This is a genomic window from Pseudomonas monsensis, assembly GCF_014268495.2.
In the GTDB taxonomy this organism is placed as follows: domain Bacteria; phylum Pseudomonadota; class Gammaproteobacteria; order Pseudomonadales; family Pseudomonadaceae; genus Aquipseudomonas; species Aquipseudomonas monsensis.
Map to the genome: position 1 here is coordinate 4,601,159 of NZ_CP077087.1, position 21,928 is coordinate 4,623,086.

Consider the following 21,928-nt stretch of genomic DNA (forward strand, 5'->3'; position numbering starts at 1 on the left):
GTGTGCATGGCTTACGCGTCGGTTTTCAGAAACGATCTGTTCAGCGGCCAGACCCTCATCGTCACCGGTGGTGGCAGCGGCATCGGGCGTTGTACCGCGCATGAACTGGCGGCGCTCGGCGCCAATGTGCTGCTGGTCGGGCGCAAACCGGAAAAGCTCGAAAAAGTCGCCGCCGAAATCGCCGAGGACGGCGGCCGTGTGCACTGGAAAGCCTGCGACATCCGTGACGAAGAAGCGGTGAAACAACGGGTCCGCGAACTGATCGCCGAACACGGGCCGATTCATGGACTGGTCAACAATGCCGGCGGCCAGTACCCCTCCCCCCTGGCCTCGATCAATCAGAAAGGTTTTGAAACCGTACTGCGCACCAATCTGGTCGGCGGCTTCCTGATGGCCCGGGAAGTGTTCAACCAGTCGATGAGCAAGCACGGTGGCAACATCGTCAACATGCTCGCCGACATGTGGGGTGGCATGCCCGGCATGGGCCACTCCGGCGCGGCGCGTTCGGGCATGGACAACTTCACCAAGACTGCCGCCGTCGAGTGGGGTTACGCCGGGGTCAGGGTCAACGCAGTAGCACCGGGCTGGATCGCCTCCAGCGGCATGGACACCTACGAAGGCGCCTTCAAAGCGGTGATCCCGACCTTGCGCGAACACGTGCCGCTCAAGCGCATCGGCACGGAATCGGAAGTCAGTGCGGCGATTGTGTTCCTGCTCAGCCCGGCGGCGGCGTTCATCAGTGGCAGCACCTTGAAAATCGACGGTGCCGCCAGCCTCGGCAGCCGTGCGTGGCCGTTGCACAAGGCGACCCACAGCGAATCATTCAACGGGTTCCACCGGGCGTACTTGCCCGACGTGCTCAAGGATAAGGAATAAACCATGGCGCAGATCCAGTCACGACTCGATCCGCACAGCGAAGACTTCGCCCGCAACCGCGCGGCGATGCTCGCGGCCATCGAGCACGTCCAGCAACTCGAACAGAACCTGTTGAACAAAGCCGCCGAAGCCAAGGCGAAATTCGACAAGCGCGGGCAATTGCTACCCCGCGAACGCCTGAACCTGTTGCTCGACCCCGGCGCACCGTTCCTCGAACTGGCGAGCCTGGCCGGCTACAAACTGCACGACGACAAGGACGGCAGCGCCGCCGGTGGCGGCTTGATTGCCGGTATCGGCTACGTCTGCGGCGTGCGCGCGATGGTGGTGGCGAACAACAGTGCGATCAAGGGCGGCACCATTTCGCCGAGCGGCCTGAAAAAGTCCCTGCGCCTGCAGCAGATCGCCCAGGAAAACAAACTGCCTTTGATCACCCTTGCCGAAAGCGGCGGCGCCAACCTTAATTACGCCGCAGAAATTTTCGTCGAAGGCGCACGCAGCTTCGCCAATCAGGCGCGCATGTCGGCAATGGGTTTGCCGCAGATTACCGTGGTGCACGGTTCGGCCACGGCGGGTGGTGCCTATCAGCCGGGTCTGTCGGATTACGTCGTGGTGGTGCGCGGCAAGGCCAAGCTGTTTCTCGCCGGGCCACCGCTGCTCAAAGCCGCGACCGGAGAAGTGGCCACCGATGAGGAACTGGGCGGCGCGGAGATGCACGCACAAATTGCCGGCACTGCCGAATACTTGGCCGAGAACGACGCCGACGGCGTGCGTCAGGTGCGTGAAATCCTCCGTATGTTGCCGTGGAACGAGCAACTGCCGTGGCTGCCGGAGCCGCAATACAAGGAACCGCTGTACCCCATCGAGGAGTTGCTCGGACTGATTCCGGACGATGCGAAAAAGCCGTATGACGTGCGCGAAATCATTGCGCGGATCGCCGACGAGTCGGACTTCCTCGAATTCAAGGGCGAGTACGACCAGCAAACCCTTTGCGGCCAGTTGAAGATCCAGGGCCGCGCCTGCGGCTTCATCGGCAACAACGGCCCGATCACGCCCAACGGCGCGAGCAAGGCCGCACAGTTCATTCAGTTGTGCGACCAGAGCCAGACGCCGCTGCTGTTTTTCCACAACACCACCGGGTTCATGGTCGGCACCGAATCCGAACAGCAAGGCGTGATCAAGCACGGTTCGAAACTGATTCAGGCAGTGGCCAATGCGCGGGTGCCTAAACTGACGATTGTCGTCGGCGGCTCCTACGGCGCGGGCAACTATGCGATGTGCGGGCGCGGTCTCGATCCACGCTTCATCTTCGCCTGGCCGAACAGCCGCACGGCGGTGATGGGCGGCGCGCAGGCCGGTAAAGTCCTGCGCATCGTCACTGAAGCCAAACAGCTCAAGGATGGCCTGACGCCGGACCCGAAGATGCTCGACATGCTCGAGCAGGTCACTGCGCAGAAACTCGACAGCCAGTCCACCGCACTCTACGGCAGCGCCAACCTGTGGGACGACGGCCTGATCGATCCGCGCGACACCCGCACCCTGCTCGGCTACCTGCTGGACATCTGCCACGAGGCCGACATTCGCACGCTGCAACCCAACAGCTTCGGCGTCAGCCGCTTCTGACTGCCACGGACCCCAAGGAGAACAATAAAAATGATCTTCACCCCGGAACACGAAGCCCTGCGCCGCACCGTTCGCCAGTTCGTCGAACACGAGATCAATCCGCACGTCGACGAGTGGGAAAAGGCCGGACGCTTTCCGATCCACGAGATTTTTCGCAAGGCGGGCGACCTCGGTCTGCTGGGGATTTCCAAACCGGAAAAGTTCGGCGGCATGGGCCTGGATTACAGCTACTCGATTGTCGCCGCCGAAGAGTTCGGCACCATTCATTGCGGCGGCATACCGATGTCGATCGGCGTGCAGACCGACATGTGCACCCCGGCGCTGGCCCGCTTCGGCTCTGATGAATTGCGTGAAGAGTTCCTGCGGCCGGCGATTACCGGCGAGCAGGTCGGCTGCATCGGCGTCTCGGAAGTCGGCGCCGGCTCCGATGTCGCCGGGCTGAAAACCAGCGCGCGCAAGGACGGCGACGACTACGTGATCAACGGCAGCAAGATGTGGATCACCAACTCGCCGAGCGCCGATTTCATCTGCCTGCTGGCCAACACCTCGGACGACAAGCCGCACATCAACAAGTCACTGATCATGGTGCCGATGAACACCCCGGGGATCAGCCTCAGTTCGCACCTGGACAAACTCGGGATGCGCAGTTCGGAAACCGCCCAGGTGTTTTTCGATAACGTTCGCGTGCCGCAACGCAACCGCATCGGCCACGAAGGCGCCGGCTTCATGATGCAGATGCTGCAGTTTCAGGAAGAACGCCTGTTCGGTGCGGCGAACATGATCAAGGGCCTGGAATATTGCGTCGACAGCACCATCGAGTACTGCAAGGAGCGCAAGACCTTCGGCAACGCACTGATCGACAATCAGGTGATCCACTTCCGCCTTGCCGAGTTGCAGACTGAAATCGAATGCCTGCGCGCGCTGGTCTATCAGGCTACCGAGCAGTATGTGAGGGGCCAGGACGTCACGCGTCTGGCGTCGATGGCCAAGCTCAAGGCCGGACGCCTCGGCCGCGAAGTCAGCGACAGCTGCCTGCAATATTGGGGCGGCATGGGCTTCATGTGGGACAACCCGGTAGCACGCGCCTATCGCGATGTGCGGCTGGTGTCGATTGGCGGCGGCGCCGACGAAATCATGCTCGGGATCATCTGCAAACTGATGGGCATCCTGCCGGGGAAAAACAAATGAGCCCCCTGCCCACTTGCCAGACGCTACTGCTCGAAGAGCATGGCGGCGTGTTGCACATCACCCTCAATCGCCCGGACAGCCGCAATGCGATGAGCCTGCAGATGGTTGCGGAACTGCGTGCGGTGTTGGCGGCTGTGCGGGATGACCGCCGTGTTCGCGCTCTGGTGCTCAGTGGCGCCGGCGGCCATTTCTGTGCCGGTGGCGACATCAAGGACATGGCCAATGCCCGCGCCCAGGGGGCGGCAGCCTATCGCGAGTTGAACCGCGCTTTCGGCGCTCTGCTGGAGGAAGCTCAGCACGCGCCGCAAGTGCTGATCTCCGTGCTACAGGGCGCAGTGCTGGGCGGCGGGTTCGGCCTGGCCTGCGTCAGTGACATCGCCATCGCCGATCACCAGGCGCAGTTCGGTCTGCCGGAAACCAGCCTCGGCCTGCTGCCGGCGCAGATTGCCCCGTTCGTGGTGCAGCGCATCGGCCTCACCGAAACCCGCCGACTGGCACTGACCGCGGCGCGCTTCGACGGCCATCAGGCACGACGCCTGGGGCTGGTGCACTTTGTCGAGCAGGACCCGCAGGCGCTGGCCGAGCGCCTCGATGAGGTTCTGCAGCATGTGTTGTGTTGCGCACCAGAGGCGAACGCCATGACCAAGAAGTTACTGCTGGCCAGCGCCGGGCAACCGTCGAGTGAATTGCTGGATGAGGCGGCGCAGTGGTTCAGCGAGGCGGTAACCGGGGCCGAAGGGATCGAGGGCACCATGGCCTTTGTGCAAAAGCGTAAACCCGGGTGGGCCCTTTAAAAGCATCGTAAGCAAGCTCACTCCTACAAGGGGATTTGCGTCACTCACACTATCTGTAGCAGTGAGCCTGCACGCGATGAGGCCAACACATTCACCGCCACAATTTCAGGAACAAGACTATGCCCGCCATCCACAAAATCCTGATCGCCAACCGCGGTGAAATCGCCTGCCGCATCCAGCGCACCGCCCAGGCTCTGGGCTATCGCACGGTCGCCGTGTTCAGCGACGCCGACGCCGATGCTCTGCACGTGCAGATGGCCGACCAGGCAGTGAACATCGGCCCGGCACCGGTGCAGCAGTCCTACCTGAACATCCCGGCGATCCTCGACGCCGCGCGCCGTAGCGGCGCCGACGCGATCCATCCCGGCTACGGCTTCCTCTCGGAAAATGCCGGGTTCGCCCGGGCCTGCGCAGAGGCTGGCCTGACCTTTATCGGCCCGAGTGCCGAGGCCATCGAGCTGATGGGCAGCAAGCGCCTGTCGAAAATCGCCATGCTCGACGCCGGCGTGCCGTGCATCGCCGGTTACCAGGGCGCCGCGCAGGACGATGCCACCTTGCTGCGCGAAGCCGAACACATCGGCTATCCACTGATGATCAAGGCCAGTGCCGGCGGTGGTGGTCGCGGCATGCGCCTGGTGCACAGCGCAACCGATTTGCCGGCGCAACTGCGCACCGCCCGCTCGGAAGCAATGAGCGCGTTCGGCAGCGACGAGTTGATCCTCGAACAGGCGCTGATCGAACCCCGGCACGTCGAAGTGCAAGTGTTCGGCGATCAACATGGCCAGCTCATCTACCTCGGCGAACGTGACTGCTCCGTCCAGCGCCGCCATCAGAAAGTCATCGAAGAAGCACCGTGCCCGGTGATGACCGCCGAGCTGCGTCAGGCCATGGGGGAAGCGGCGCTCAAGGGCGGACGCGCTGTCAACTATGTCGGCGCCGGCACCGTGGAATTTCTGCTCGACGCACGTGGGCAGTTTTACTTTCTGGAGATGAATACCCGGCTGCAGGTGGAGCATCCGGTGACCGAACTGATCACCGGGCTGGACCTGGTCGCCTGGCAGCTATTGGTCGCCGAAGGGCAACCACTGCCGCTGACGCAGGACCAGGTCGTGCTCGACGGCCATGCCATGGAGGTGCGCCTCTATGCCGAAGATCCGGCGCAGGATTTCCTGCCGCAGACCGGTCGCGTCACCGCGTGGGAACCGGCGCTGCAACCCGGCACCCGCATCGATCATGGCCTGTACGAAGGCCAGTCGATCAGCCCGTTCTACGACCCGATGCTCGGCAAACTGATCGCCCACGGCGCGACCCGCGACGAAGCCCGGCGCAAACTGTTGCGGGCGGTACAGGACAGCGTGTTGCTGGGTGTGCAAAGCAATCAACGGTTGCTGGCCAGCCTGCTGCAGCACCCGCAGTTCATCCGTGGCGAATTCAGCACGGCGTTCATCCCTGAGTACTTCAGCGATCACCCCAGCCTGCATCGCTACGTGCCGAGTGCCGAGCAACTGGCAATGGCCGCCGTCCTGTTTTACCAGGCCGCCGCCCAAGGGCATCGCACCTCATTGAAAGGCTGGCGCAACAACGCCAGTGTGCCGCTGCATTATCGCCTCGGCCTCGACGACCAGGACTGGACGCTGCAACTGCATGCCGGGCGCGATGGCTGTTTTCAGGTACAGGTGCTTGAGCGCACATTCGAACTGAAACTCATCAACTGCAATGCACGTTCAGTGACCCTGGAAATCGATGGCCTGCAGCAACGCCATGCTTTTCGCCAGGCGGCCGATCAACTGTGGCTGTTCGTCCATCCCGGCAGTCTGCATCTGGAGGATCGAACTCACGCCATCATCAGCAGTCAGATCAGCGTCAGTTCCGGCACCCTCAAGGCACCGATGGACGGCGCCATCGTCGACGTCCTGGTCAGCGAAGGCAGCGCGGTCAGCAAAGGTCAGCTGCTGGTGGTGCTGGAAGCAATGAAAATGGAGCATCCGCTCAAGGCCGGCATCGACGGCGTGCTCAAGCGGGTGCAGGTCAAGGTTGGCGATCAGGTAAAAAATCGTCAGGTTCTGTTGCAGGTCGAGTAGTCGCCCAGACACAAACGCCGGGTTTGACTACGCTCTGATGAATCAGGACGCGGAAATCAGGAACCCTGCGATGCCACACTGGCTGGTCATAGATCTGGAAGCCACCACCGATGAGGGGGGCTGGCCAGTCACCGAGATGGAAATTATCGAGATCGGCGCAACACTCGTCGATCGCGCCGGACGCGAGCAGGATCACTTTCAGCGCTTCGTCAAACCGACTCGGCGGCCCTTGCTGACGCCGTTTTGCCGTGAACTGACGCACATCACCCAGGCCAATATCGACGCTGCGCAGCCGTTAAGCGAAGTCTGGCCGGCGTTCGAGCGCTGGCTCGCCCAGCATCAGGCGCGGCTCGAAGGCTGGGCCAGTTGGGGCGATTACGACCGAAAGCAATTGCTGCAAGAGTGGCAGCGCCTGCAACTCGACAGCGGTTTGGGCCGGGTGCCGCACATGAACCTCAAGCAGCGCTTTGCCAAGGCGCGACGCCTGGAGCGACCGCTGGGCCTCAACGGTGCATTGCAACTGGCCGGCTTGCAGTTCAGTGGCCAACAGCATCGCGCCCTGGAAGATGCGCGCAACACTGCGCGGTTGCTGCCGCTGGTCTTGCCACTCTAGGGTCAATTCGAGAACTCACTGGACAGTCGCCAGGCAGGTGACGGCGCCAGAAGCCTTGTGCATACTGGCCGCCTCCATTTTTTAGCCCTTTTTCGAGGAATCGCCCATGTTTAAAGTCAACGAGTACTTCGACGGCACCGTCAAGTCGATCGCCTTTGGCACTGCTGAAGGTCCGGCGACCATCGGCGTCATGGCCCCGGGCGAATACGAATTCGGCACCAGCCAGCGCGAAATCATGCACGTCGTTTCCGGCGCTCTGACGGTCAAACTGCCGGACAGCAACGACTGGGAAACCTTCGCCGCCGGCAGCCAGTTCAACGTTCCGGCCAACAGCAAGTTCCAGCTGAAAGTCGCCGTCGACACCGCTTACCTGTGCGAATACCGCGGCTGACACCGCGGTTTTTCCCGGCGCAAAAAAATGCCCGTGTCCAAGGACACGGGCATTTTCATTTCAGGGCCGGTTACTCGAGGATCTCCACCGGCATTCCGACTTGCAGCTGACCGTTGCTGTCGTTGACCAGATTCTGCCCGAACATTGCGCCGTCGGCCTGGGCACGGTATTTCTGCAAGGTCGCCAGCGGTTCGCGATCGGCACTGCGCTCGCCGGTCTGCGGATCGATGGTGGTCAGAATGCACCGCGAGCACGGCTTCACGACCCGGAACTCAACATCACCGATACGGATCCGCTTCCAGCCATCCTCGGCGAACGCCTCGCTGCCCTCGATCACCAGATTCGGTCGGAAACGCAGCATCTCCAGCGGCCGCCCAACCTTTTGTACCAGGTCCTGCAACGACGCCTCACCGATCAGCAACAACGGGAAGCCGTCGGCAAACGCAACCTGGTCGTCCTCATGGCCATAACCGGATTGAGTCATGCGAGCGCGACTCAGTGGCACCTGCACCAGCCGCGTGGGTTTGCCAATGAACTCGCTGACCCAGCGGGCCGCTTCGTCGCCGGCATCCGGAACGCGCAAGGTATCGCGCCAGATGGTCACGCCGCGCAGGTCGGAATCAGCCTCAGGCAATGGCACCTCCAGCGCTGCGTGCCCGGGAGCGCTCAGGGTCAACCCGCCCTGCGCATTCCACAGCGCCGCCAGCTGGCTCATTTTCGCTTCGGCGCGCTGGGTCAGGAACCGTCCGCTGGCCTCGTCCACCAGCATCCAGCGGCGGTCACCTTCAAGGCCCAGTTTGTCCAGGCCAATCGATTGCAGAATCTCGGGCTTGCCGGATTTCAACGGGTAACGATAAAGCGCGCTCAGACGCAGCATGGCCAGCTCCCTGGTGGCTAAAGAAAGCCACCCTATACGAGCTTTATCTGCGAATCAAAGCCTGAGATCGGGCACTGCACGACAACGCAGGCGCAGCGTCGCTTCACTCGACAGCGCCTACGGATGCCGTGGGGTGGTGTGATCAGGCCGGCACTTCATCCAGCATCAGACGCTGACGCACTACATCGACCAGTTTGTCCGGCTGGAATTTGGAGAGGAAGTTGTCACAGCCGACCTTCTTCACCATCGAGTCGTTGAAACTGCCCGACAGCGACGTGTGCAACACCACGTACAGCCCACGCAGGCGCGGGTCGTTACGGATTTCGGTGGTCAGGCGATAGCCGTCCATTTCCGGCATTTCCGCGTCGGTGAAGACCATCAGCAATTTGTCGGTCATGTTCACGCCGGTGTCAGCCCAGGCCTTGAGCATGTTCAGCGCCTTCAGACCGTCGCTGGCAATGTGCATTTTCACCCCGAGCTGGCCGAGGGTGTCGCGCAATTGCGAGAGCGCCACGTTGGAGTCGTCCACCAGCAGCACTTCACGGCCACGGGCGCGCTCCAGCACCGGATCATCGAGTTTGTCGCGGGACACCTTGGCGTTGTACGGGACGATTTCGGCGAGCACTTTCTCGACGTCGATGATTTCCACCAGTTGATCGTCGACCTTGCTGATGGCCGTCAGGTAATGCTGGCGGCCAGCGCTGGTCGGCGGTGGCAGGATGGCTTCCCAGTTCATGTTGACGATGCGGTCCACGCCACCGACCAGGAACGCCTGCACCGAACGGTTGTACTCGGTCACGATGATCGTGCTGTTCGGACCGGGCACCAACGGACGCATGCCGATCGCCTGGGACAGGTCGATCACCGGCAAGGTCTGCCCGCGCAGATTGACCACACCGCACACGAACGGGTGACGTTGTGGCATCAAGGTCAGTTTCGGCAGTTGCAGGACTTCCTGCACCTTGAACACGTTGATTGCGAACAATTGGCGTCCGGCCAGTCGAAACATGAGAATTTCCAGGCGATTCTCACCCACCAGTTGCGTGCGTTGGTCTACCGTGTCGAGAATGCCGGCCATCAATGACTCCTGGGCTTGTTCTGTTGAATTCACTAAGAAGGGTTATCGGCGGTAAATAACGAATCTTGATTCCCGCAAAATTCGCCATCAAAATGCCACAGCCGGGCATTGATGTCACATTAACATCATGCTTTACTGGCTCTCGTGATTTCATCTGCTACAGTCCTGACGGCGCGACCTCGGTTCGCACGTTAGGTTCCCGCGCCTAAGGGATTCCCCTAGTCACAATCAGGCCCAACCTGATGTTCGCAATATCCAATAGCCATTAATGTGACGCCATTCTCATTGCATGAACGGAGTCAGGCTATTGTGTGCGATCGCAGGTCAGTGGAAACACATCCTCTCGAAACCCCGGATCTGTGCACCTGCGCAGTGGGGCGCGATCTCGCGACGGTGCATGATCGTCGGCACACACGGCATTCCCTCATCAGACATGACGTTGTGGAGATAAGCATGCCTATCGACCGTAAAGAGTGGACCCAGCGGTTCCCCGAATTTCTTGTCGAGGCCGAAACGCTCCTGGCCAAGTCCGAAGAATGCCTCAGTCACCTGCAACTGATCAGCAATGACAAGGACGCCATCGACTGCATGCTCAGCACGCTGCTCAAACTCGCGAGCCGGGCCCAGGCCCTGGCGCTTGAGGCGGTGTCCGAGTTTTCCCTGAATATCCACGATCTGCTCATTCAGGCCCAGGATCAGATCGACCTGCACGAACAGGCGCTGCAAGCCTTGCAGGACTGCCTGACCTTGATGGCCTGGCAGCTTGAGCTGGTCGATCCGAGCACCGGCCAGCTGAGCCTCGATGAAAGCGAACAGGCTTCGCTGATCGAGGCATTTGCCTTCCAGGTCGGCCAGACCCGGTTCCAGCCAGCCATGACGGGCAAACGTTTGGCGCCCCTTTCCTGGTCGGAGCGACAGGCCTGACCGGCGCGAGTAGACACTGAGCTGCTCAGTGAGACTGCCATGCCACATGTCGCAAATGAATAGTTCATACCTGCCAGCGACATAACGAATTAAATAATTGCGCCTGACCGAGACGGATCTTTTCCGGCGACCTCAGGGTTTTCCTGTGTGCAGCTAAAGCCATCAACTTGCGCTGCCGGCGATATCCACGCAAGACAATTAAACGGGGTTTCCATAATGGAACTCGCGTCCAACACGGCGTATTTCCTGACTCATTGGACATATATAGCAAACGCGACCAACGGTATCTTAAGTGGTATTATGCCGCCCATTAGTTGCTTTCAATTAATGGCACAGTGACTTCAGTGATCGACAATCATGCAAAGTTTGCCGTCAACTTTCGCTTACTGATCCGCGTTGAAACCAATAACATTATTGACAGTATTTCCAGACAGAGATCCGCCCGCGACCGGTCGATCTACCCGCAGCGAACATCCATTGGCTCCATCCGTTATGTACGCCAGCCTCAAGTCAATCATCACATGGCCACCTTCCCGGGAAAACGCCCGCCGGTTCACACTCATACTGTGTATCGCGGCAGCGCTTGGCAGTCTGCTGACCTATGGTTTTTCCGCGCCCGTTCACGTCGGGCTGCTGCTGCTCAACTTCGCCGCGACCGCGTGTGTCTGGGTGCAATATCGGCTGTCGCGCAAATCGATCAAGTTCCAGCCACAGGAACTCGCCGACCGCTTGCTGGAAGTTCAGGAAAACGAGCGTCACCGACTCAGTCGCGAACTGCACGACGATATCGGTCAATTGCTGACGGCCGCCAAGCTGCAGAGTGAGTGGCTGAAAAGGCGAATACCGGAAGATCTGCAGGAACACTGCACAACCCTGTGCGACACCCTGGAAGAAACGCTGAACAAAGTGCGCGATGTTTCGGCCATTCTCAATCCACGACAGTTGACCAGTCTCGGTCTTGAAGCCAGCCTGCGTGCGCACTTGCTCAAGACCATGGCCAACACCAACGTGCACTGGAGCCTTGATTGCCAGCAGCGGCTCAATGGCATTCCGGAAGAAATGGCGGTCGCCGCCTTTCGAATCACCCAGGAAGCGGTCACCAATATTCTGCGTCACGCCCAGGCGAAAAATCTGCTGATTCGTGTACAACGGTTGCCGCAAGGCCTGACGTTGCTGATCAGCGATGACGGTCAGGGGTTCGCCCCGGCTGTCGATCCCGGGCGAGAAGGACAACGCGGCATGGCCGGGATGGCCGAACGGATCGAGCAACTGGGTGGCACCCTGAGCGTCAGCAGTGAGCCTGGCAAAGGCACTCGAATCGAAGCACTCTTCCCCTGGGCGCCGCGGGCACTCGAGCGGGCCAGTACGAATAAGGTTATGCGTTGACTTGCAACTTACTTCTGGTGGATGACCACTCGCTGATCAGGGCCGGCGTGCGCGCTCTGGTGCTGGATATTCCCGGTTACGCGGTGATTGGCGAAGCCAATGACGGCTCGCAGTTGCTCGAAATGGTCGAGCAACTGAATCCCGATATCGTGTTGCTGGATATATCCATGAAAGAAACCGGTGGCCTGGAAGCCCTGCAACGGCTCAAACGCGTGCGCCCGCAGAGCAAAGTGCTGATCCTGTCGATGCACACCGACCCCGCCCTGATCATGCAGGCGCTGGAGTCCGGCGCCCACGGCTACCTGCTCAAGGACACCACGGCCACCGAACTCGAACACGCGCTGGAAGCGTTGCGCAACAACGAACGCTACCTGAGTCCGGCCATCGCCCACACGGTGATCAACCAGGCACTGACCCGCAATCAGAAGCAGGCGCCGGAAACCAGCGACTCGCACAACCTGACCGCCAGACAGCTGGAAATATTGCGCCTGATCGTGCGTGGAAAATCCACGCGGGAAATCGCCAACGGCCTGGGTTTGAGCATCAAAACGGTAGAAACCCACCGCTCGCAGATCATGAAGCGCCTGCAGATCTACGACGTGGCGGGCCTGGTGCTGTTCGCCGTACGTGAACAGATCATCAGTCTGGACGACTGACCGCAGGCACGCCGCCCAACAGCGGCGAGTGCTCCGGCAAATGCACGCGCAACGCTGCCGGTCGCGCCTCGAACCGCATGCTGTCGCCCTCCAGCGGCTCGCCATCGAGATTGATGTACAGCCCTTCGGCCACTTTGATTTCGACCCACGGCAAACGGGTGCGGACAAACATATTGTCGATCCCGAAACCGTCGCTGAGCAGGTTTTTCAAGGTGCCCACCAGTTCCTGCGGCGCCGGCAGGATGCTGATGTCCAGCAAGCCGTCGTCGACCAGCGCCTGGGGACACAACACGTGCCCGCCACCCGCCTGGCGACCATTGCCGATCCCCAGGGCCAGCAACTCGCCACTCCAGTGAAAGTCGGGGCCCTGCAATTCGCCGTACGCGGCATGCAACTCACTGAAACGCGACAGACCGGTAAACAGATAAGCCGCGCCGCCCAGCACCTTTTTCAGATCCTCCGAGGTATTGGCCGTCACCTGGCTGCCGAAACCGCCGGTGGCCATATTGAGAAAAATCTGCCCGCCTACTTCACCCAGATCAATATCCCTGGGCGGCACATCCAGCAGTTCAAGCGCCTCGGCCGGCTCCAGCGGAATACCCGCTGCCCGTGAAAAGTCGTTGGCAGTGCCCAGCGGCAGCAGAACCAGGCTGGCTTTGCCCGGATGCGCCGCCAAGGCCTCGGCGATGTCGCGCAAAGTGCCGTCGCCGCCACCGGCAATAATCGTCCTGTAGCCGTCCGCCAGCGCCTGCTCGACCCATCGCTGGGCGTCGCCCGCTTCCCAGGTCAGACGTACCGCCAGTTCCCAGCCTTGTTGGCGCTTTTGCTCGACGGCGGTACGGACCGCCTCGTTCAACGCTTGCTTGCCATGCAGAATCAACAGCGCCCGGCGCTCACTCATAGCGTCACTCCCTGAAATGAATCGGTTGAAACATCTTGACCACTCAGACACGCAAAAAAGCCACAGGCACCGCAATTAATTCGCCCATCGGAGCACCGCGTCCTACACAGCGGTATTTTTTCGTACAAAACATACGGAATCGGCTTAATTGACCCACCTCGACCAATGCTTCAACGTGCGCAGGCGGTATCAATTTTCAATTCAACACCACACGGATGTGCATTTAATGAGTGGATACACCCCCAATACCTCCTGGCGTTCGAGCGCCGGAAGCGTCAGCAAGCGTACCGTTGAAACTGCCGGTGGTTTTTCCCATGGGAAGCCTTGAGGCGAGAATACCGGTGTGTTCGGTGCCCGGCCTGGAAGAACAACACGCGAACATCAAATCCGGTTTTGGGCAAAACACCAGAACCACTGGAGAAGTGAATATGGAACCTCGTGTGACCGAGCTGGAAACCCACCTGAAATACATTCGGCGGGACATGGACGAGGTTCGCGGTGACGTCAAAACGATCAAGCACCGATTGGCCTACTCGGCGGGAGCAACCGCTGTTGTGCTGGCGCTGCTGGGCTGGGTAGCCAATAGCCGGTTCGACCAGCTCGTAACCTTGATCAGCCATTGAGCGGGCCAATCGTGGCAGGCTTCGCTGATATTCATCGAAGCCTGCCTTTGCAAGGCGGGAGTCACCCCAAAAGGTCGCTCAGCGGAATGAAGACCACCGCATCGCCTTCAAGCAACGTTCGGCCCTCCAGCACTTCCACCAAGCCGTCTGCCCACGCGGCACTGCGAAGCACACCGGAGCTCTGGTTGCGATAAATAATCGCCCGTCCCTGTTCGAGCCGGCCCCGCAGGTATTCACGCCGACTGCCCGCCATCGGCCAGACAAAACCTGCTGGCACCGTGAACTTGAGTGGCTCGACATCCTGCACACCCTGGCGTCGCAACAGATAAGGCCGGGTCAACAACGCAAAGGTCACCAGCGTCGAGGCCGGATTACCCGGCAGACCAATGACCGGCACGTTGCGGAAATGACCGAACGTCAGGGGCTTGCCGGGCTTGATCGCCAGTTTCCACAGCGCCAGTTCACCCTCTTCGCGCAAGGCGATACCCAGAAAATCCGCTTCACCCACCGATACGCCGCCGGTGGAAAGAATCAGATCGACATCCTGCAGCTCACCCAGGCGGGCGCGGGTCGCGGCCAGGTCATCCGGAAGAATACCGGCATCGACCACCTCACAGCCCAAGCGCTGCAGCCAACTGCAGAGCACCACCCGATTGCTGTTGTAAATCTGCCCCGGCCCCAGCGCCTGACCCGGTTCGACCAACTCATCGCCGGTGGAGATCACCGCCACGCGTACCTTGCGCACGACGTTCAGTCCGGCGCGCCCCAGCGACGCGCACAGACCTTGCTCGATCGGGCCGAGTCGAGTCCCCGCCGTCAGGATCAGCTCGCCGACGGTGGTTTCCTGGCCTTGCGGACGAATGTTCTGCCCGACCGCCATTGTCTCGATGAAACGTACGCGACCATCCGCCCCAACCTCGGCGTTTTCCTGCATTTCCACGCAATCGGCGCCCGGTGGCACTGGTGCGCCCGTGAAGATTCGCGCACAGGTCCCCGGGGTCAATGGCTGCGGAGCCTGCCCGGCGAACACCTTTTGACTGACCGGCATGGCTTCCCCCGTCCAGTCCGCCAGGTTGAGGGCATAACCATCCATCGCACTGTTGGGCCAAGGTGGCAAATCGAGGGTCGACACCAGATCTTCAGCCAGCACCCGCCCCTCGACCTGCGCCAGAGGCAAATACTCATGCTCTGTGATGGGCGTGGCTTCGGCCATTTCCAGCAACCGCGCCAACGCCACCTCGACAGGCAGCAAGCTACCGGTCTTGCCCGGCTTACCCACGGGATTCACAAGGCGCCGCCTGCTTCAGGTGGGTGACGAAATTGCACGGACGGTGACGAGCGTCCAGTTGCTCACCCAGAATCCCGTCCCAGCCGGTACGCACCGCGTTGGTCGAACCCGGCAGGCAGCACACCAGCGTGCCATTGGCCAGACCGGCCAACGCCCGCGATTGCACGGTCGAGGTGCCGATATCCGCCACCGAAATCTGCCGGAACAACTCACCGAACCCGTCGACCTGCTTGTCGAGCAGACAGGCAACGGCTTCCGGCGTGCTGTCACGCCCGGTAAAACCGGTACCGCCGGTGATCAACACCACCTGCACAACGTCGTCGGCAATCCAGTTGGCAACTTGCGCGCGAATTTTGTAGAGATCATCTTTGAGCAGAACCCGTTCGGCCAAAAGATGGCCGGCGGCCGTCAAGCGGTCGACGAAGACCTGGCCTGAAGTGTCGGTTTCCAGAGTTCGGGTATCGCTGACCGTCAACACCGCTATATTGAGCGGCACGAAAGGTACATCAGCCTTGGCTTTCATAGGCTCGTCCAGTTGTAGGGGAAACAGCCCGGTGTTATATCACAGCGCCCCCATTTCCCGCCGCCCTACCGGAGAGCTGCCATGACGCTGAATACCCAATTGCCGCCCTGCTCCATCCTGCTCCTGGCAGGTGGACGCGGCCAACGCATGGGTGGCCAGGACAAAGGGTTGGTCGAGTGGCTGGGCGAGCCTTTGATCGCCCATTTGCAGCGCAAGGTGCGTGATCTGACCGATGACTTGATCATTTCCTGCAATCGCAATCGCGAGCGGTACGCACCGTTCGCCGATCAATTGGTGGTGGATGACGAAGGCGATTTTCCGGGCCCCCTGGCCGGCATTCGTGCCGGCCTGAAAGTCGCGCACCATTCGCATTTGCTGGTATTGCCGTGCGATGTGCCGCGAATCGACGCGGCACTCGTGCAAAGCATGCGCGAAGCCGCTCAATTGCAACCTGAAAAACCTTTAATGTTGCGCCACGATGAACATTGGGAACCTTTGCTCTGCGTGATTCCGGTTGCGCTTCTGCCGGCCTTCGAAACCGCCTGGAACGCCGGTGAACGCAGCCCCGGCCGGGTGATGCGCGGTCTCGGTGCCACCGCGTTGCAATGCCCGGACAATGACCCGCGGCTGGCCAACCTCAACACCCCTGAACTGTTAAGTTCGCACAACACTGTGTCAGACTGACACCATTCAAGGAACTCTCACGCCTTGTATACGTCTCAAGCTCAGTAACCAAAAGAATTCCCATTCGGAGACACACTCATGACTCAACGGACCCTCGCCACTTTCATGCTCGCACTGGGCCTGGCTACCCTCGCAGGTTGCTCGTCGCCAACAGTGATCACCTTGAATGACGGTCGCGAAATCCAGGCCGTCGACACCCCGAAATACGATGATGATTCGGGCTTCTACGAGTTCAAACAGCTGGACGGCAAAGAAACTCGCATCAACAAGGATCAGGTTCGTACCGTTAAGGAGCTGTAAGCTCCGGGTCGACACCCGATACAGAAAAGCCCGCATTCGATGCGGGCTTTTTCATGGGCGCTCGGAAAGTCCGGTGATATCACCACTGCAGGGTGATTCGACTCTCGAACTCGCGCAGCTCACCGGTCACCGGGTCGACAAACCGCAGCCCTTGCGCCAGCAGCTTCAACGGATTGGCGTAGTCATCCTCAACATCTTTCAATACATCCGGGTAAAACGGATCGTTGCAGATACTCGCCCCCAACGCGGTCATGTGTACCCGCAGTTGATGCTTCTTGCCAGTGACCGGATACAGGCCATAACGCCATAGATCGCCGTTTTTCTCACGCACCTCAACCGCTGTTTCGGTGTTGCTGACGCCCGGCCCTTCCTGCATGCGGAAAAACGGTTCGCCATCGACCAGGCGACTTTTATGGATCAGGGGAAATTCCAGTCCGGGCAGCGCCGGCGCAATGGCTTCATAGCGTTTGTCGATCTGCCGCGTCGGGAACAGTGACTGGTAAGCAGAACGGGACTGCGGATTGGCGGAAAAGATCACCAGTCCCGCCGTATGCCGGTCGATCCGGTGCAGCGGCACCAGATGGGGATTGTCGAGGCGTCGGATCAACCGGCGCAGTAATGTCTGCTCCACATACTCGCCGGCCGGCGTCACCGGCAGGAAATGCGGTTTGTCGGCGACCACCAGATGGTTATCGGCATACAGAATCGACTCGATCACCGGAATCGGTTTTTCGTCCGGCACTTCGCGAAAGTAATGAATCCGCAGGCCTTCCTTGTAGGGCAGATCCACTGCAATCGGCTGTCCCTGACCATCCAGCACGCGGCCCCGGGCGATCCGGTCCAGCCATTGCTCGCGGCCGATGGCGCTGAAGTGATCGCACAGGCAGTCGAGTACGGTCAGCCAGTGACCAGGCGGCAGATAAAGCGTGCTGGCCTGATTCTGCGCAGCGGAAAATGGAGATGTGGACATACGGAAATTCGAACCCTCAATGCAGGCCGGCATTATCCAGCACGAGAGGCCACGAACCTAGCGCAGATTCCTCAGGCCGGAATCGTTTTGAGCGCAGCCGCCTCCGTGAACTCCTTGAGCCAGCGCAGCACGTCGACAGCCTCCCAGCGCCCCGGATCATACAAGGCGTACAGCAAGCCCTGATAGCCGACCACATCCAGCTGCTTGTGGTACCCGGCCCGCTGAAACAAGGCTTCGATCTCGGCAAAGCAGGTGTTGAAATGCAGTTTGTTGAACGGCGTCTTGCCTTCCGTGACCAGCCCGTCAAGGCGCAACTCGAGGACGGCCTCGCGCACCACGTCAACCGACATCCGGTTCACGCTGTTCTTCAACTGTTCGACATTGACCACGGTTCGTCCCTCTGACTCAATTACTGTATGAACATACAGTAACCGAATAAGCCGCGAGGTGCCAAGGGATGGATAAGCGTTGCGACCAGCGGGGTGAAGGATTAACGCAAGAAGGCCACGACTTCATCCGCGCTGAACGGCCAGCCCAGCTCTGCGCCGGTATCGACCCGGCGCAGTACCGGAATCCGCAGGCTGTAGGCCTCAAACCATGACTCGTCGTCAGCGATATCCACCAGTTCCACCAGCAGACCGCGCTCGACGAACTCCATCAGCATGGATTCCGCGACTTCGCACAGATGACACCCCAGGGTGCCGAACAACTGACATTCAGGAAGCATGATCGCTCAACCAAAAATTCGTGGGCTTATTCTAGGCCGCGCCTGAAAACCCGTCGAGCCAACGCCGCTCAAAGGCTGCAACCCTCCTGCAGGGGGTTGGCGCGCAAAACCCTGACGCAAATCAGTTCGCCCAGAAGCCAATTACACGATGCTCCCGGACTTTTTGCCTCTACGCTTGAGAGGTCAAAACCTGACATCGGAGTGCCCAGTGTTTGCCAATCTGTTGATTATCCTCGCCTCGTCCCTCGTGGTGATTGCCCTGTTTCGTCGGCTGCGGCTACCACCCGTGCTGGGTTACCTGTGCGTGGGTTTGCTGGTCGGGCCCAGCGCATTCGATTGGGTCAACCAGAGCGAACACCTGCCGGATGTGGCGGAGCTGGGCGTGGTGTTCCTGCTGTTTTCGCTGGGCCTGGAATTCTCTCTGTCGAAAATGATTGCCCTGCGTCAGGTGGTATTCCGTCTCGGCAGTCAGCAGGTGCTGATCAGTACGGCGCTGCTCGGTCTGTTGCTGATGCTGCTGGGCATGTCCGCGACGCCCGCGCTGCTGCTCGGCGCCGGGCTTTCGTTGTCTTCCACGGCGATCGTCACCAAGGAACTTGGCAGCCTCGGTGAAGTGTTCAGCAGCCACGGGCAGAACGCCGTGGGTGTCTTGCTGTTTCAGGACGTGGTCGCGGTGCTGCTGTTGACGTTGGTGCCGGTGTTCGCTGGCAGCAGCACTCAGGCGTGGTACTGGGCCTTGCCACTGACGTTGTTGAAAACCGTGCTGCTGTTTGTCGGCCTGCTGCTGGCCAGCCGCTGGTTGTTGCCGCGTCTTTTCCATGAAGTGGCGGCGTCACGCTCGGCAGAATTGTTCGTGCTGCTGGCGCTGGTGATCGTGCTGCTGACCGCTTGGCTGACTCACCTGCTGGGGCTGTCGCCGGCCCTCGGCGCATTTCTCGCCGGCATGTTGCTGGGCGAAAGCCATTATCGCCATCAGATCGAGGCGGACATCCGGCCTTTCCGCGACATTTTGCTCGGGGTGTTTTTTGTCAGCATCGGCATGCTGATCGACCTGCAACTGTTCGTCAGTCACAGCTTGCTGATCCTCGGTCTCACCTTGGGCTTGATGGTGATCAAGGGCCTCGTCGTGGCCCTTTTGGTGAAGTGGCGCGGCAGCGACAGCGAAACGGCCTGGCGCAGTGGTCTGGCCCTCGCCCAGGGTGGCGAGTTCTGTTTCGCGCTGATGGCGCAAATGCAACAAAACAGCCTGCTGCCCGACAGGTTGGGCGCCCTGCTGCTGGCAACCACCTTTTGCTCGATGGTACTGACGCCGCTGTTACTGCGCGCAGCCCCGCGCATTGCCGCGACCTTGCACCGCAAGCCCAATCAGGAAGCGCAGATCGAAGAAATCAGTGCGCTCAATGCCGACCTCGACAAGCATGTGGTGATCTGCGGCTACGGACGGGTCGGCCAGTCGATCGGCCGATTCATGCGTAACGCGCAACAGCCTTACATTGCGCTGGACAACGATCCGGTGCGCGTTCAGGAAGCCGCAAGCGGGGACAGCGACGTGCACTACGGCGATTCGACACGCGGCGATCTACTCACCGCCGTCGGCCTGCTGCGTGCCAGGTTGCTGGTGATCGCCGTGGACCAGAGTGACGTCGCGCTGCGCATCCTCACGCAAGCACGCCGGCTCAACGCCCATGTACCGATTCTGGTGCGCACACGCGACGACAGCCAATGGGCGGAACTGAAAGCCGCCGGCGCCACCGAGGTGGTGCCGGAGCTGTTGGAGTCGAGCCTGATGCTCGCCTCACATGCCTTGATCATGCTGGGTCTGCCGGCGCATCAGGTGCAGGAGAAAGTCGATCAGGTGCGCATCGGTCGCTACCGTCTGTTGCACGGTTTTTATCCCGGTGCCGACGATGTGGAAACCTAATCCTGACTCACCGCGCCGATTTTGTGCAGCGACAGATCGGCGCCGTAATACTCTTGCTCCTGACTCAGGCGCAATCCGTGCAGCGCCTTGATCACGCCGTAAACGGCGAAGCCGCCGATCAGTGCCACCGCCACACCGAGGGCGCTGCCGATCAACTGGCTGATCAGGCTGACACCGCCCAGACCGCCAAGCGTCGCCTGACCGAAGATGCCACAGGCAATGCCGCCCCACACCCCGCACAAACCGTGCAATGGCCACACGCCCAGCACGTCGTCGATGCGCCATTTCACCTGCGCGGCGGTAAAGCACCAGACAAACAGCGCCCCGGCAATCGCCCCAGTCAGCAGCGCGCCGACCGGATGCATCAGATCGGAGCCCGCGCAAACCGCCACCAGTCCGGCCAGCGGGCCGTTGTGCAGGAAACCCGGGTCATTGCGTCCGACGATCAACGCCGCCACCGTGCCGCCGACCATTGCCATCAACGAGTTGACCGCCACCAGGCCACTGACGCCCTGCAGGGTCTGCGCACTCATCACGTTAAAGCCGAACCAGCCGACAATCAGAATCCACGAGCCCAGCGCCAGAAACGGAATGCTCGACGGCGCGAACGCCACCAGTTTTCCATCGCGGTAACGGCCGTTGCGCGGGCCGAGCAGCAGCACCGCTGCCAGCGCCAGCCATCCCCCCATGGCATGCACCACCACGGAACCGGCGAAATCATGGAAGGCTGCGCCAAACTGCGCGGTCAACCAGGCTTGCAGGCCGTAGTTGCCGTTCCAGATCATCCCCTCGAAAAACGGATAGATGAACGCCACAATCAACGCCGTGGCACACAACTGGGGAACAAACCGGGCACGCTCGGCGATGCCGCCGGAAATGATCGCCGGGATCGCTGCGGCGAAAGTCAGCAGGAAGAAAAACTTCACCAGCCCATACCCATGATCAGCGCTCAAAACGGCCGCTGGCTGCATGAACGTCACACCGTAGGAGATCCAATAGCCTATAAAGAAATAGGCCAGGGTCGAGACGGCAAAATCACTGAGGATTTTCGACAACGCGTTGACCTGGTTTTTCTGGCGAACCGTACCGACCTCCAGAAAAGCGAAACCGGCGTGCATCGCCAGCACCATCACCGCACCGATCAGAATGAACAATGTATTGGAGCTGTGCACCAGTGTGTCCACAGCACTTTGCAGATTTTCCATGGAGAGGCAGACCTGAAGGAAAAAAGAGCACCAAAGCGGTTCATGCGGGCATTTCATGCACCAAGTTGCGACCGCCCGGTCAGGGATCCGCAGATTCGCTGTACCGTTTTGGCGCACGAGGTCGATGTCCTGACACGAACCGGGATTATTTGAGTTAAGGTTTTCCGGCATGCACGCCCGGCAACAGCGCACGACTGCCGGACGACGCACCAGCACACAGCAAAAGTTGTACCAGTCATTTGTAATGAACCTTCGCGCAAGGCTCATACTCGAACGCTTCAGACGCCACTTACGGAGATCCA

General features: G+C 60.5%; 23 protein-coding genes. 14 read left to right on the forward strand and 9 right to left on the reverse strand.

The genetic code is table 11. From position 1 onward, the window contains the following. Positions 1–6: 6 nt before the first annotated feature. The 7 genes from HV782_RS20175 to ppnP all read left to right on the forward strand — a co-directional run bounded on the left by HV782_RS20175 (position 7) and on the right by ppnP (position 7,563). A complete protein-coding gene (locus HV782_RS20175) occupies positions 7–876 on the forward strand; it encodes an SDR family oxidoreductase (protein WP_123466451.1) in 870 nt (289 codons plus the stop codon). A 3-nt stretch (positions 877–879) separates the two neighbouring features. Next, positions 880–2,496, forward strand: coding sequence for a geranyl-CoA carboxylase subunit beta (gene atuC / locus HV782_RS20180; protein ID WP_186746419.1), 1,617 nt, complete (start codon positions 880–882; stop codon positions 2,494–2,496). A gap of 30 nt (positions 2,497–2,526) precedes the next feature. Further along, positions 2,527–3,684: a citronellyl-CoA dehydrogenase gene (gene atuD / locus HV782_RS20185; RefSeq protein ID WP_186746422.1), complete on the forward strand. Its 1,158-nt coding sequence runs from the start codon at positions 2,527–2,529 to the stop codon at positions 3,682–3,684. Beyond that, complete coding sequence (locus tag HV782_RS20190) at positions 3,681–4,478, forward strand: enoyl-CoA hydratase/isomerase family protein (protein ID WP_128615832.1); 798 nt, start codon at positions 3,681–3,683, stop codon at positions 4,476–4,478. The genes atuD and HV782_RS20190 overlap by 4 nt, the downstream gene beginning before the upstream one ends. Positions 4,479–4,597: 119 nt before the next feature. Beyond that, positions 4,598–6,559, forward strand: a complete 1,962-nt coding sequence (locus HV782_RS20195; protein WP_186746424.1) for an acetyl/propionyl/methylcrotonyl-CoA carboxylase subunit alpha — start codon at positions 4,598–4,600, stop codon at positions 6,557–6,559. 70 nt (positions 6,560–6,629) lie between these two features. Then, a complete protein-coding gene (locus HV782_RS20200) occupies positions 6,630–7,172 on the forward strand; it encodes a 3'-5' exonuclease (RefSeq protein ID WP_186746426.1) in 543 nt (180 codons plus the stop codon). Between the two features lie 106 nt (positions 7,173–7,278). After that, positions 7,279–7,563, forward strand: a complete 285-nt coding sequence (gene ppnP / locus HV782_RS20205) for a pyrimidine/purine nucleoside phosphorylase (RefSeq protein ID WP_007973461.1) — start codon at positions 7,279–7,281, stop codon at positions 7,561–7,563. A gap of 70 nt (positions 7,564–7,633) precedes the next feature. On the opposite strand, the gene HV782_RS20210 is transcribed toward ppnP, so the two are convergent. After that, positions 7,634–8,440, reverse strand: a complete 807-nt coding sequence (locus HV782_RS20210; protein ID WP_186746428.1) for an MOSC domain-containing protein — start codon at positions 8,438–8,440, stop codon at positions 7,634–7,636. A gap of 142 nt (positions 8,441–8,582) precedes the next feature. Continuing rightward, positions 8,583–9,518 carry a chemotaxis protein CheV gene (locus HV782_RS20215; RefSeq protein ID WP_003226705.1) on the reverse strand — a complete coding sequence of 312 codons (936 nt, stop codon included), beginning with the start codon at positions 9,516–9,518 and terminating at the stop codon, positions 8,583–8,585. A gap of 453 nt (positions 9,519–9,971) precedes the next feature. On the opposite strand from HV782_RS20215, the gene HV782_RS20220 reads away from it, so the two are divergent. The 3 genes from HV782_RS20220 to HV782_RS20230 all read left to right on the forward strand — a co-directional run bounded on the left by HV782_RS20220 (position 9,972) and on the right by HV782_RS20230 (position 12,484). Further along, positions 9,972–10,442 (forward strand): hypothetical protein, encoded by a 471-nt coding sequence (locus HV782_RS20220; protein ID WP_123466468.1) that lies wholly within the window; start codon positions 9,972–9,974, stop codon positions 10,440–10,442. A gap of 492 nt (positions 10,443–10,934) precedes the next feature. Then, positions 10,935–11,828 carry a sensor histidine kinase gene (locus HV782_RS20225; RefSeq protein WP_123466469.1) on the forward strand — a complete coding sequence of 298 codons (894 nt, stop codon included), beginning with the start codon at positions 10,935–10,937 and terminating at the stop codon, positions 11,826–11,828. Continuing rightward, positions 11,825–12,484, forward strand: a complete 660-nt coding sequence (locus HV782_RS20230; protein WP_123466472.1) for a response regulator — start codon at positions 11,825–11,827, stop codon at positions 12,482–12,484. The genes HV782_RS20225 and HV782_RS20230 overlap by 4 nt, the downstream gene beginning before the upstream one ends. Here HV782_RS20230 and yegS read toward each other — a convergent pair. Continuing rightward, a complete protein-coding gene (gene yegS / locus HV782_RS20235; RefSeq protein ID WP_128615828.1) occupies positions 12,468–13,385 on the reverse strand; it encodes a lipid kinase YegS in 918 nt (305 codons plus the stop codon). The two genes, HV782_RS20230 and yegS, sit on opposite strands and share 17 nt — an antisense overlap. A 314-nt stretch (positions 13,386–13,699) precedes the next feature. Between yegS and HV782_RS28650 the strand changes: the two genes are divergently transcribed. Further along, positions 13,700–14,008 (forward strand): hypothetical protein, encoded by a 309-nt coding sequence (locus tag HV782_RS28650; protein WP_225931097.1) that lies wholly within the window; start codon positions 13,700–13,702, stop codon positions 14,006–14,008. Positions 14,009–14,069: 61 nt separating this feature from the next. On the opposite strand, the gene HV782_RS20245 is transcribed toward HV782_RS28650, so the two are convergent. Beyond that, complete coding sequence (locus tag HV782_RS20245) at positions 14,070–15,296, reverse strand: molybdopterin molybdotransferase MoeA (RefSeq protein WP_186746430.1); 1,227 nt, start codon at positions 15,294–15,296, stop codon at positions 14,070–14,072. Beyond that, positions 15,280–15,819, reverse strand: a complete 540-nt coding sequence (gene moaB, locus HV782_RS20250; RefSeq protein ID WP_123466480.1) for a molybdenum cofactor biosynthesis protein B — start codon at positions 15,817–15,819, stop codon at positions 15,280–15,282. Before moaB ends, HV782_RS20245 begins: the two co-directional genes overlap by 17 nt. Before the next feature lie 81 nt (positions 15,820–15,900). Between moaB and mobA the strand changes: the two genes are divergently transcribed. Together mobA and HV782_RS20260 are read left to right on the forward strand one after the other, a co-directional pair. Next, positions 15,901–16,503: a molybdenum cofactor guanylyltransferase MobA gene (mobA, locus tag HV782_RS20255; protein WP_186746432.1), complete on the forward strand. Its 603-nt coding sequence runs from the start codon at positions 15,901–15,903 to the stop codon at positions 16,501–16,503. 78 nt (positions 16,504–16,581) lie between these two features. Then, positions 16,582–16,803: a YgdI/YgdR family lipoprotein gene (locus HV782_RS20260; RefSeq protein WP_007908660.1), complete on the forward strand. Its 222-nt coding sequence runs from the start codon at positions 16,582–16,584 to the stop codon at positions 16,801–16,803. Between the two features lie 79 nt (positions 16,804–16,882). On the opposite strand, the gene HV782_RS20265 is transcribed toward HV782_RS20260, so the two are convergent. From HV782_RS20265 to HV782_RS20275, 3 genes are all read right to left on the reverse strand, one after another. Beyond that, the gene (locus HV782_RS20265; RefSeq protein ID WP_186746434.1) at positions 16,883–17,773 is read right to left on the reverse strand and encodes a pseudouridine synthase; all 891 of its coding nucleotides are present in this window, start codon (positions 17,771–17,773) and stop codon (positions 16,883–16,885) included. A gap of 71 nt (positions 17,774–17,844) precedes the next feature. Continuing rightward, a complete protein-coding gene (locus HV782_RS20270) occupies positions 17,845–18,162 on the reverse strand; it encodes a transcriptional regulator (protein WP_123466484.1) in 318 nt (105 codons plus the stop codon). Positions 18,163–18,263: 101 nt separating this feature from the next. Beyond that, positions 18,264–18,500, reverse strand: coding sequence for a glutaredoxin family protein (locus HV782_RS20275; protein ID WP_123466486.1), 237 nt, complete (start codon positions 18,498–18,500; stop codon positions 18,264–18,266). A gap of 208 nt (positions 18,501–18,708) precedes the next feature. Between HV782_RS20275 and HV782_RS20280 the strand changes: the two genes are divergently transcribed. Next, on the forward strand, positions 18,709–20,421 hold the full coding sequence (locus HV782_RS20280; RefSeq protein WP_186746436.1) for a cation:proton antiporter: 1,713 nt from the start codon (positions 18,709–18,711) through the stop codon (positions 20,419–20,421). Here HV782_RS20280 and HV782_RS20285 read toward each other — a convergent pair. Beyond that, positions 20,418–21,626, reverse strand: a complete 1,209-nt coding sequence (locus HV782_RS20285; protein ID WP_186746438.1) for an ammonium transporter — start codon at positions 21,624–21,626, stop codon at positions 20,418–20,420. The genes HV782_RS20280 and HV782_RS20285 overlap by 4 nt on opposite strands. Between the last annotated feature and the right edge of the window lie 302 nt (positions 21,627–21,928).

Coding starts and splice junctions, on each gene's coding strand:
- HV782_RS20175 (WP_123466451.1), top strand. CDS start 7: ATGGCTTACGCGTCGGTTTTCAGAAACGATCTGTTCAGCGGCCAGACC.
- atuC (WP_186746419.1), top strand. CDS start 880: ATGGCGCAGATCCAGTCACGACTCGATCCGCACAGCGAAGACTTCGCC.
- atuD (WP_186746422.1), top strand. CDS start 2,527: ATGATCTTCACCCCGGAACACGAAGCCCTGCGCCGCACCGTTCGCCAG.
- HV782_RS20190 (WP_128615832.1), top strand. CDS start 3,681: ATGAGCCCCCTGCCCACTTGCCAGACGCTACTGCTCGAAGAGCATGGC.
- HV782_RS20195 (WP_186746424.1), top strand. CDS start 4,598: ATGCCCGCCATCCACAAAATCCTGATCGCCAACCGCGGTGAAATCGCC.
- HV782_RS20200 (WP_186746426.1), top strand. CDS start 6,630: ATGCCACACTGGCTGGTCATAGATCTGGAAGCCACCACCGATGAGGGG.
- ppnP (WP_007973461.1), top strand. CDS start 7,279: ATGTTTAAAGTCAACGAGTACTTCGACGGCACCGTCAAGTCGATCGCC.
- HV782_RS20210 (WP_186746428.1), bottom strand. CDS start 8,440: ATGCTGCGTCTGAGCGCGCTTTATCGTTACCCGTTGAAATCCGGCAAG.
- HV782_RS20215 (WP_003226705.1), bottom strand. CDS start 9,518: ATGGCCGGCATTCTCGACACGGTAGACCAACGCACGCAACTGGTGGGT.
- HV782_RS20220 (WP_123466468.1), top strand. CDS start 9,972: ATGCCTATCGACCGTAAAGAGTGGACCCAGCGGTTCCCCGAATTTCTT.
- HV782_RS20225 (WP_123466469.1), top strand. CDS start 10,935: ATGTACGCCAGCCTCAAGTCAATCATCACATGGCCACCTTCCCGGGAA.
- yegS (WP_128615828.1), bottom strand. CDS start 13,385: ATGAGTGAGCGCCGGGCGCTGTTGATTCTGCATGGCAAGCAAGCGTTG.
- HV782_RS28650 (WP_225931097.1), top strand. CDS start 13,700: ATGGGAAGCCTTGAGGCGAGAATACCGGTGTGTTCGGTGCCCGGCCTG.
- moaB (WP_123466480.1), bottom strand. CDS start 15,819: ATGAAAGCCAAGGCTGATGTACCTTTCGTGCCGCTCAATATAGCGGTG.
- mobA (WP_186746432.1), top strand. CDS start 15,901: ATGACGCTGAATACCCAATTGCCGCCCTGCTCCATCCTGCTCCTGGCA.
- HV782_RS20260 (WP_007908660.1), top strand. CDS start 16,582: ATGACTCAACGGACCCTCGCCACTTTCATGCTCGCACTGGGCCTGGCT.
- HV782_RS20265 (WP_186746434.1), bottom strand. CDS start 17,773: ATGTCCACATCTCCATTTTCCGCTGCGCAGAATCAGGCCAGCACGCTT.
- HV782_RS20275 (WP_123466486.1), bottom strand. CDS start 18,500: ATGCTTCCTGAATGTCAGTTGTTCGGCACCCTGGGGTGTCATCTGTGC.
- HV782_RS20285 (WP_186746438.1), bottom strand. CDS start 21,626: ATGGAAAATCTGCAAAGTGCTGTGGACACACTGGTGCACAGCTCCAAT.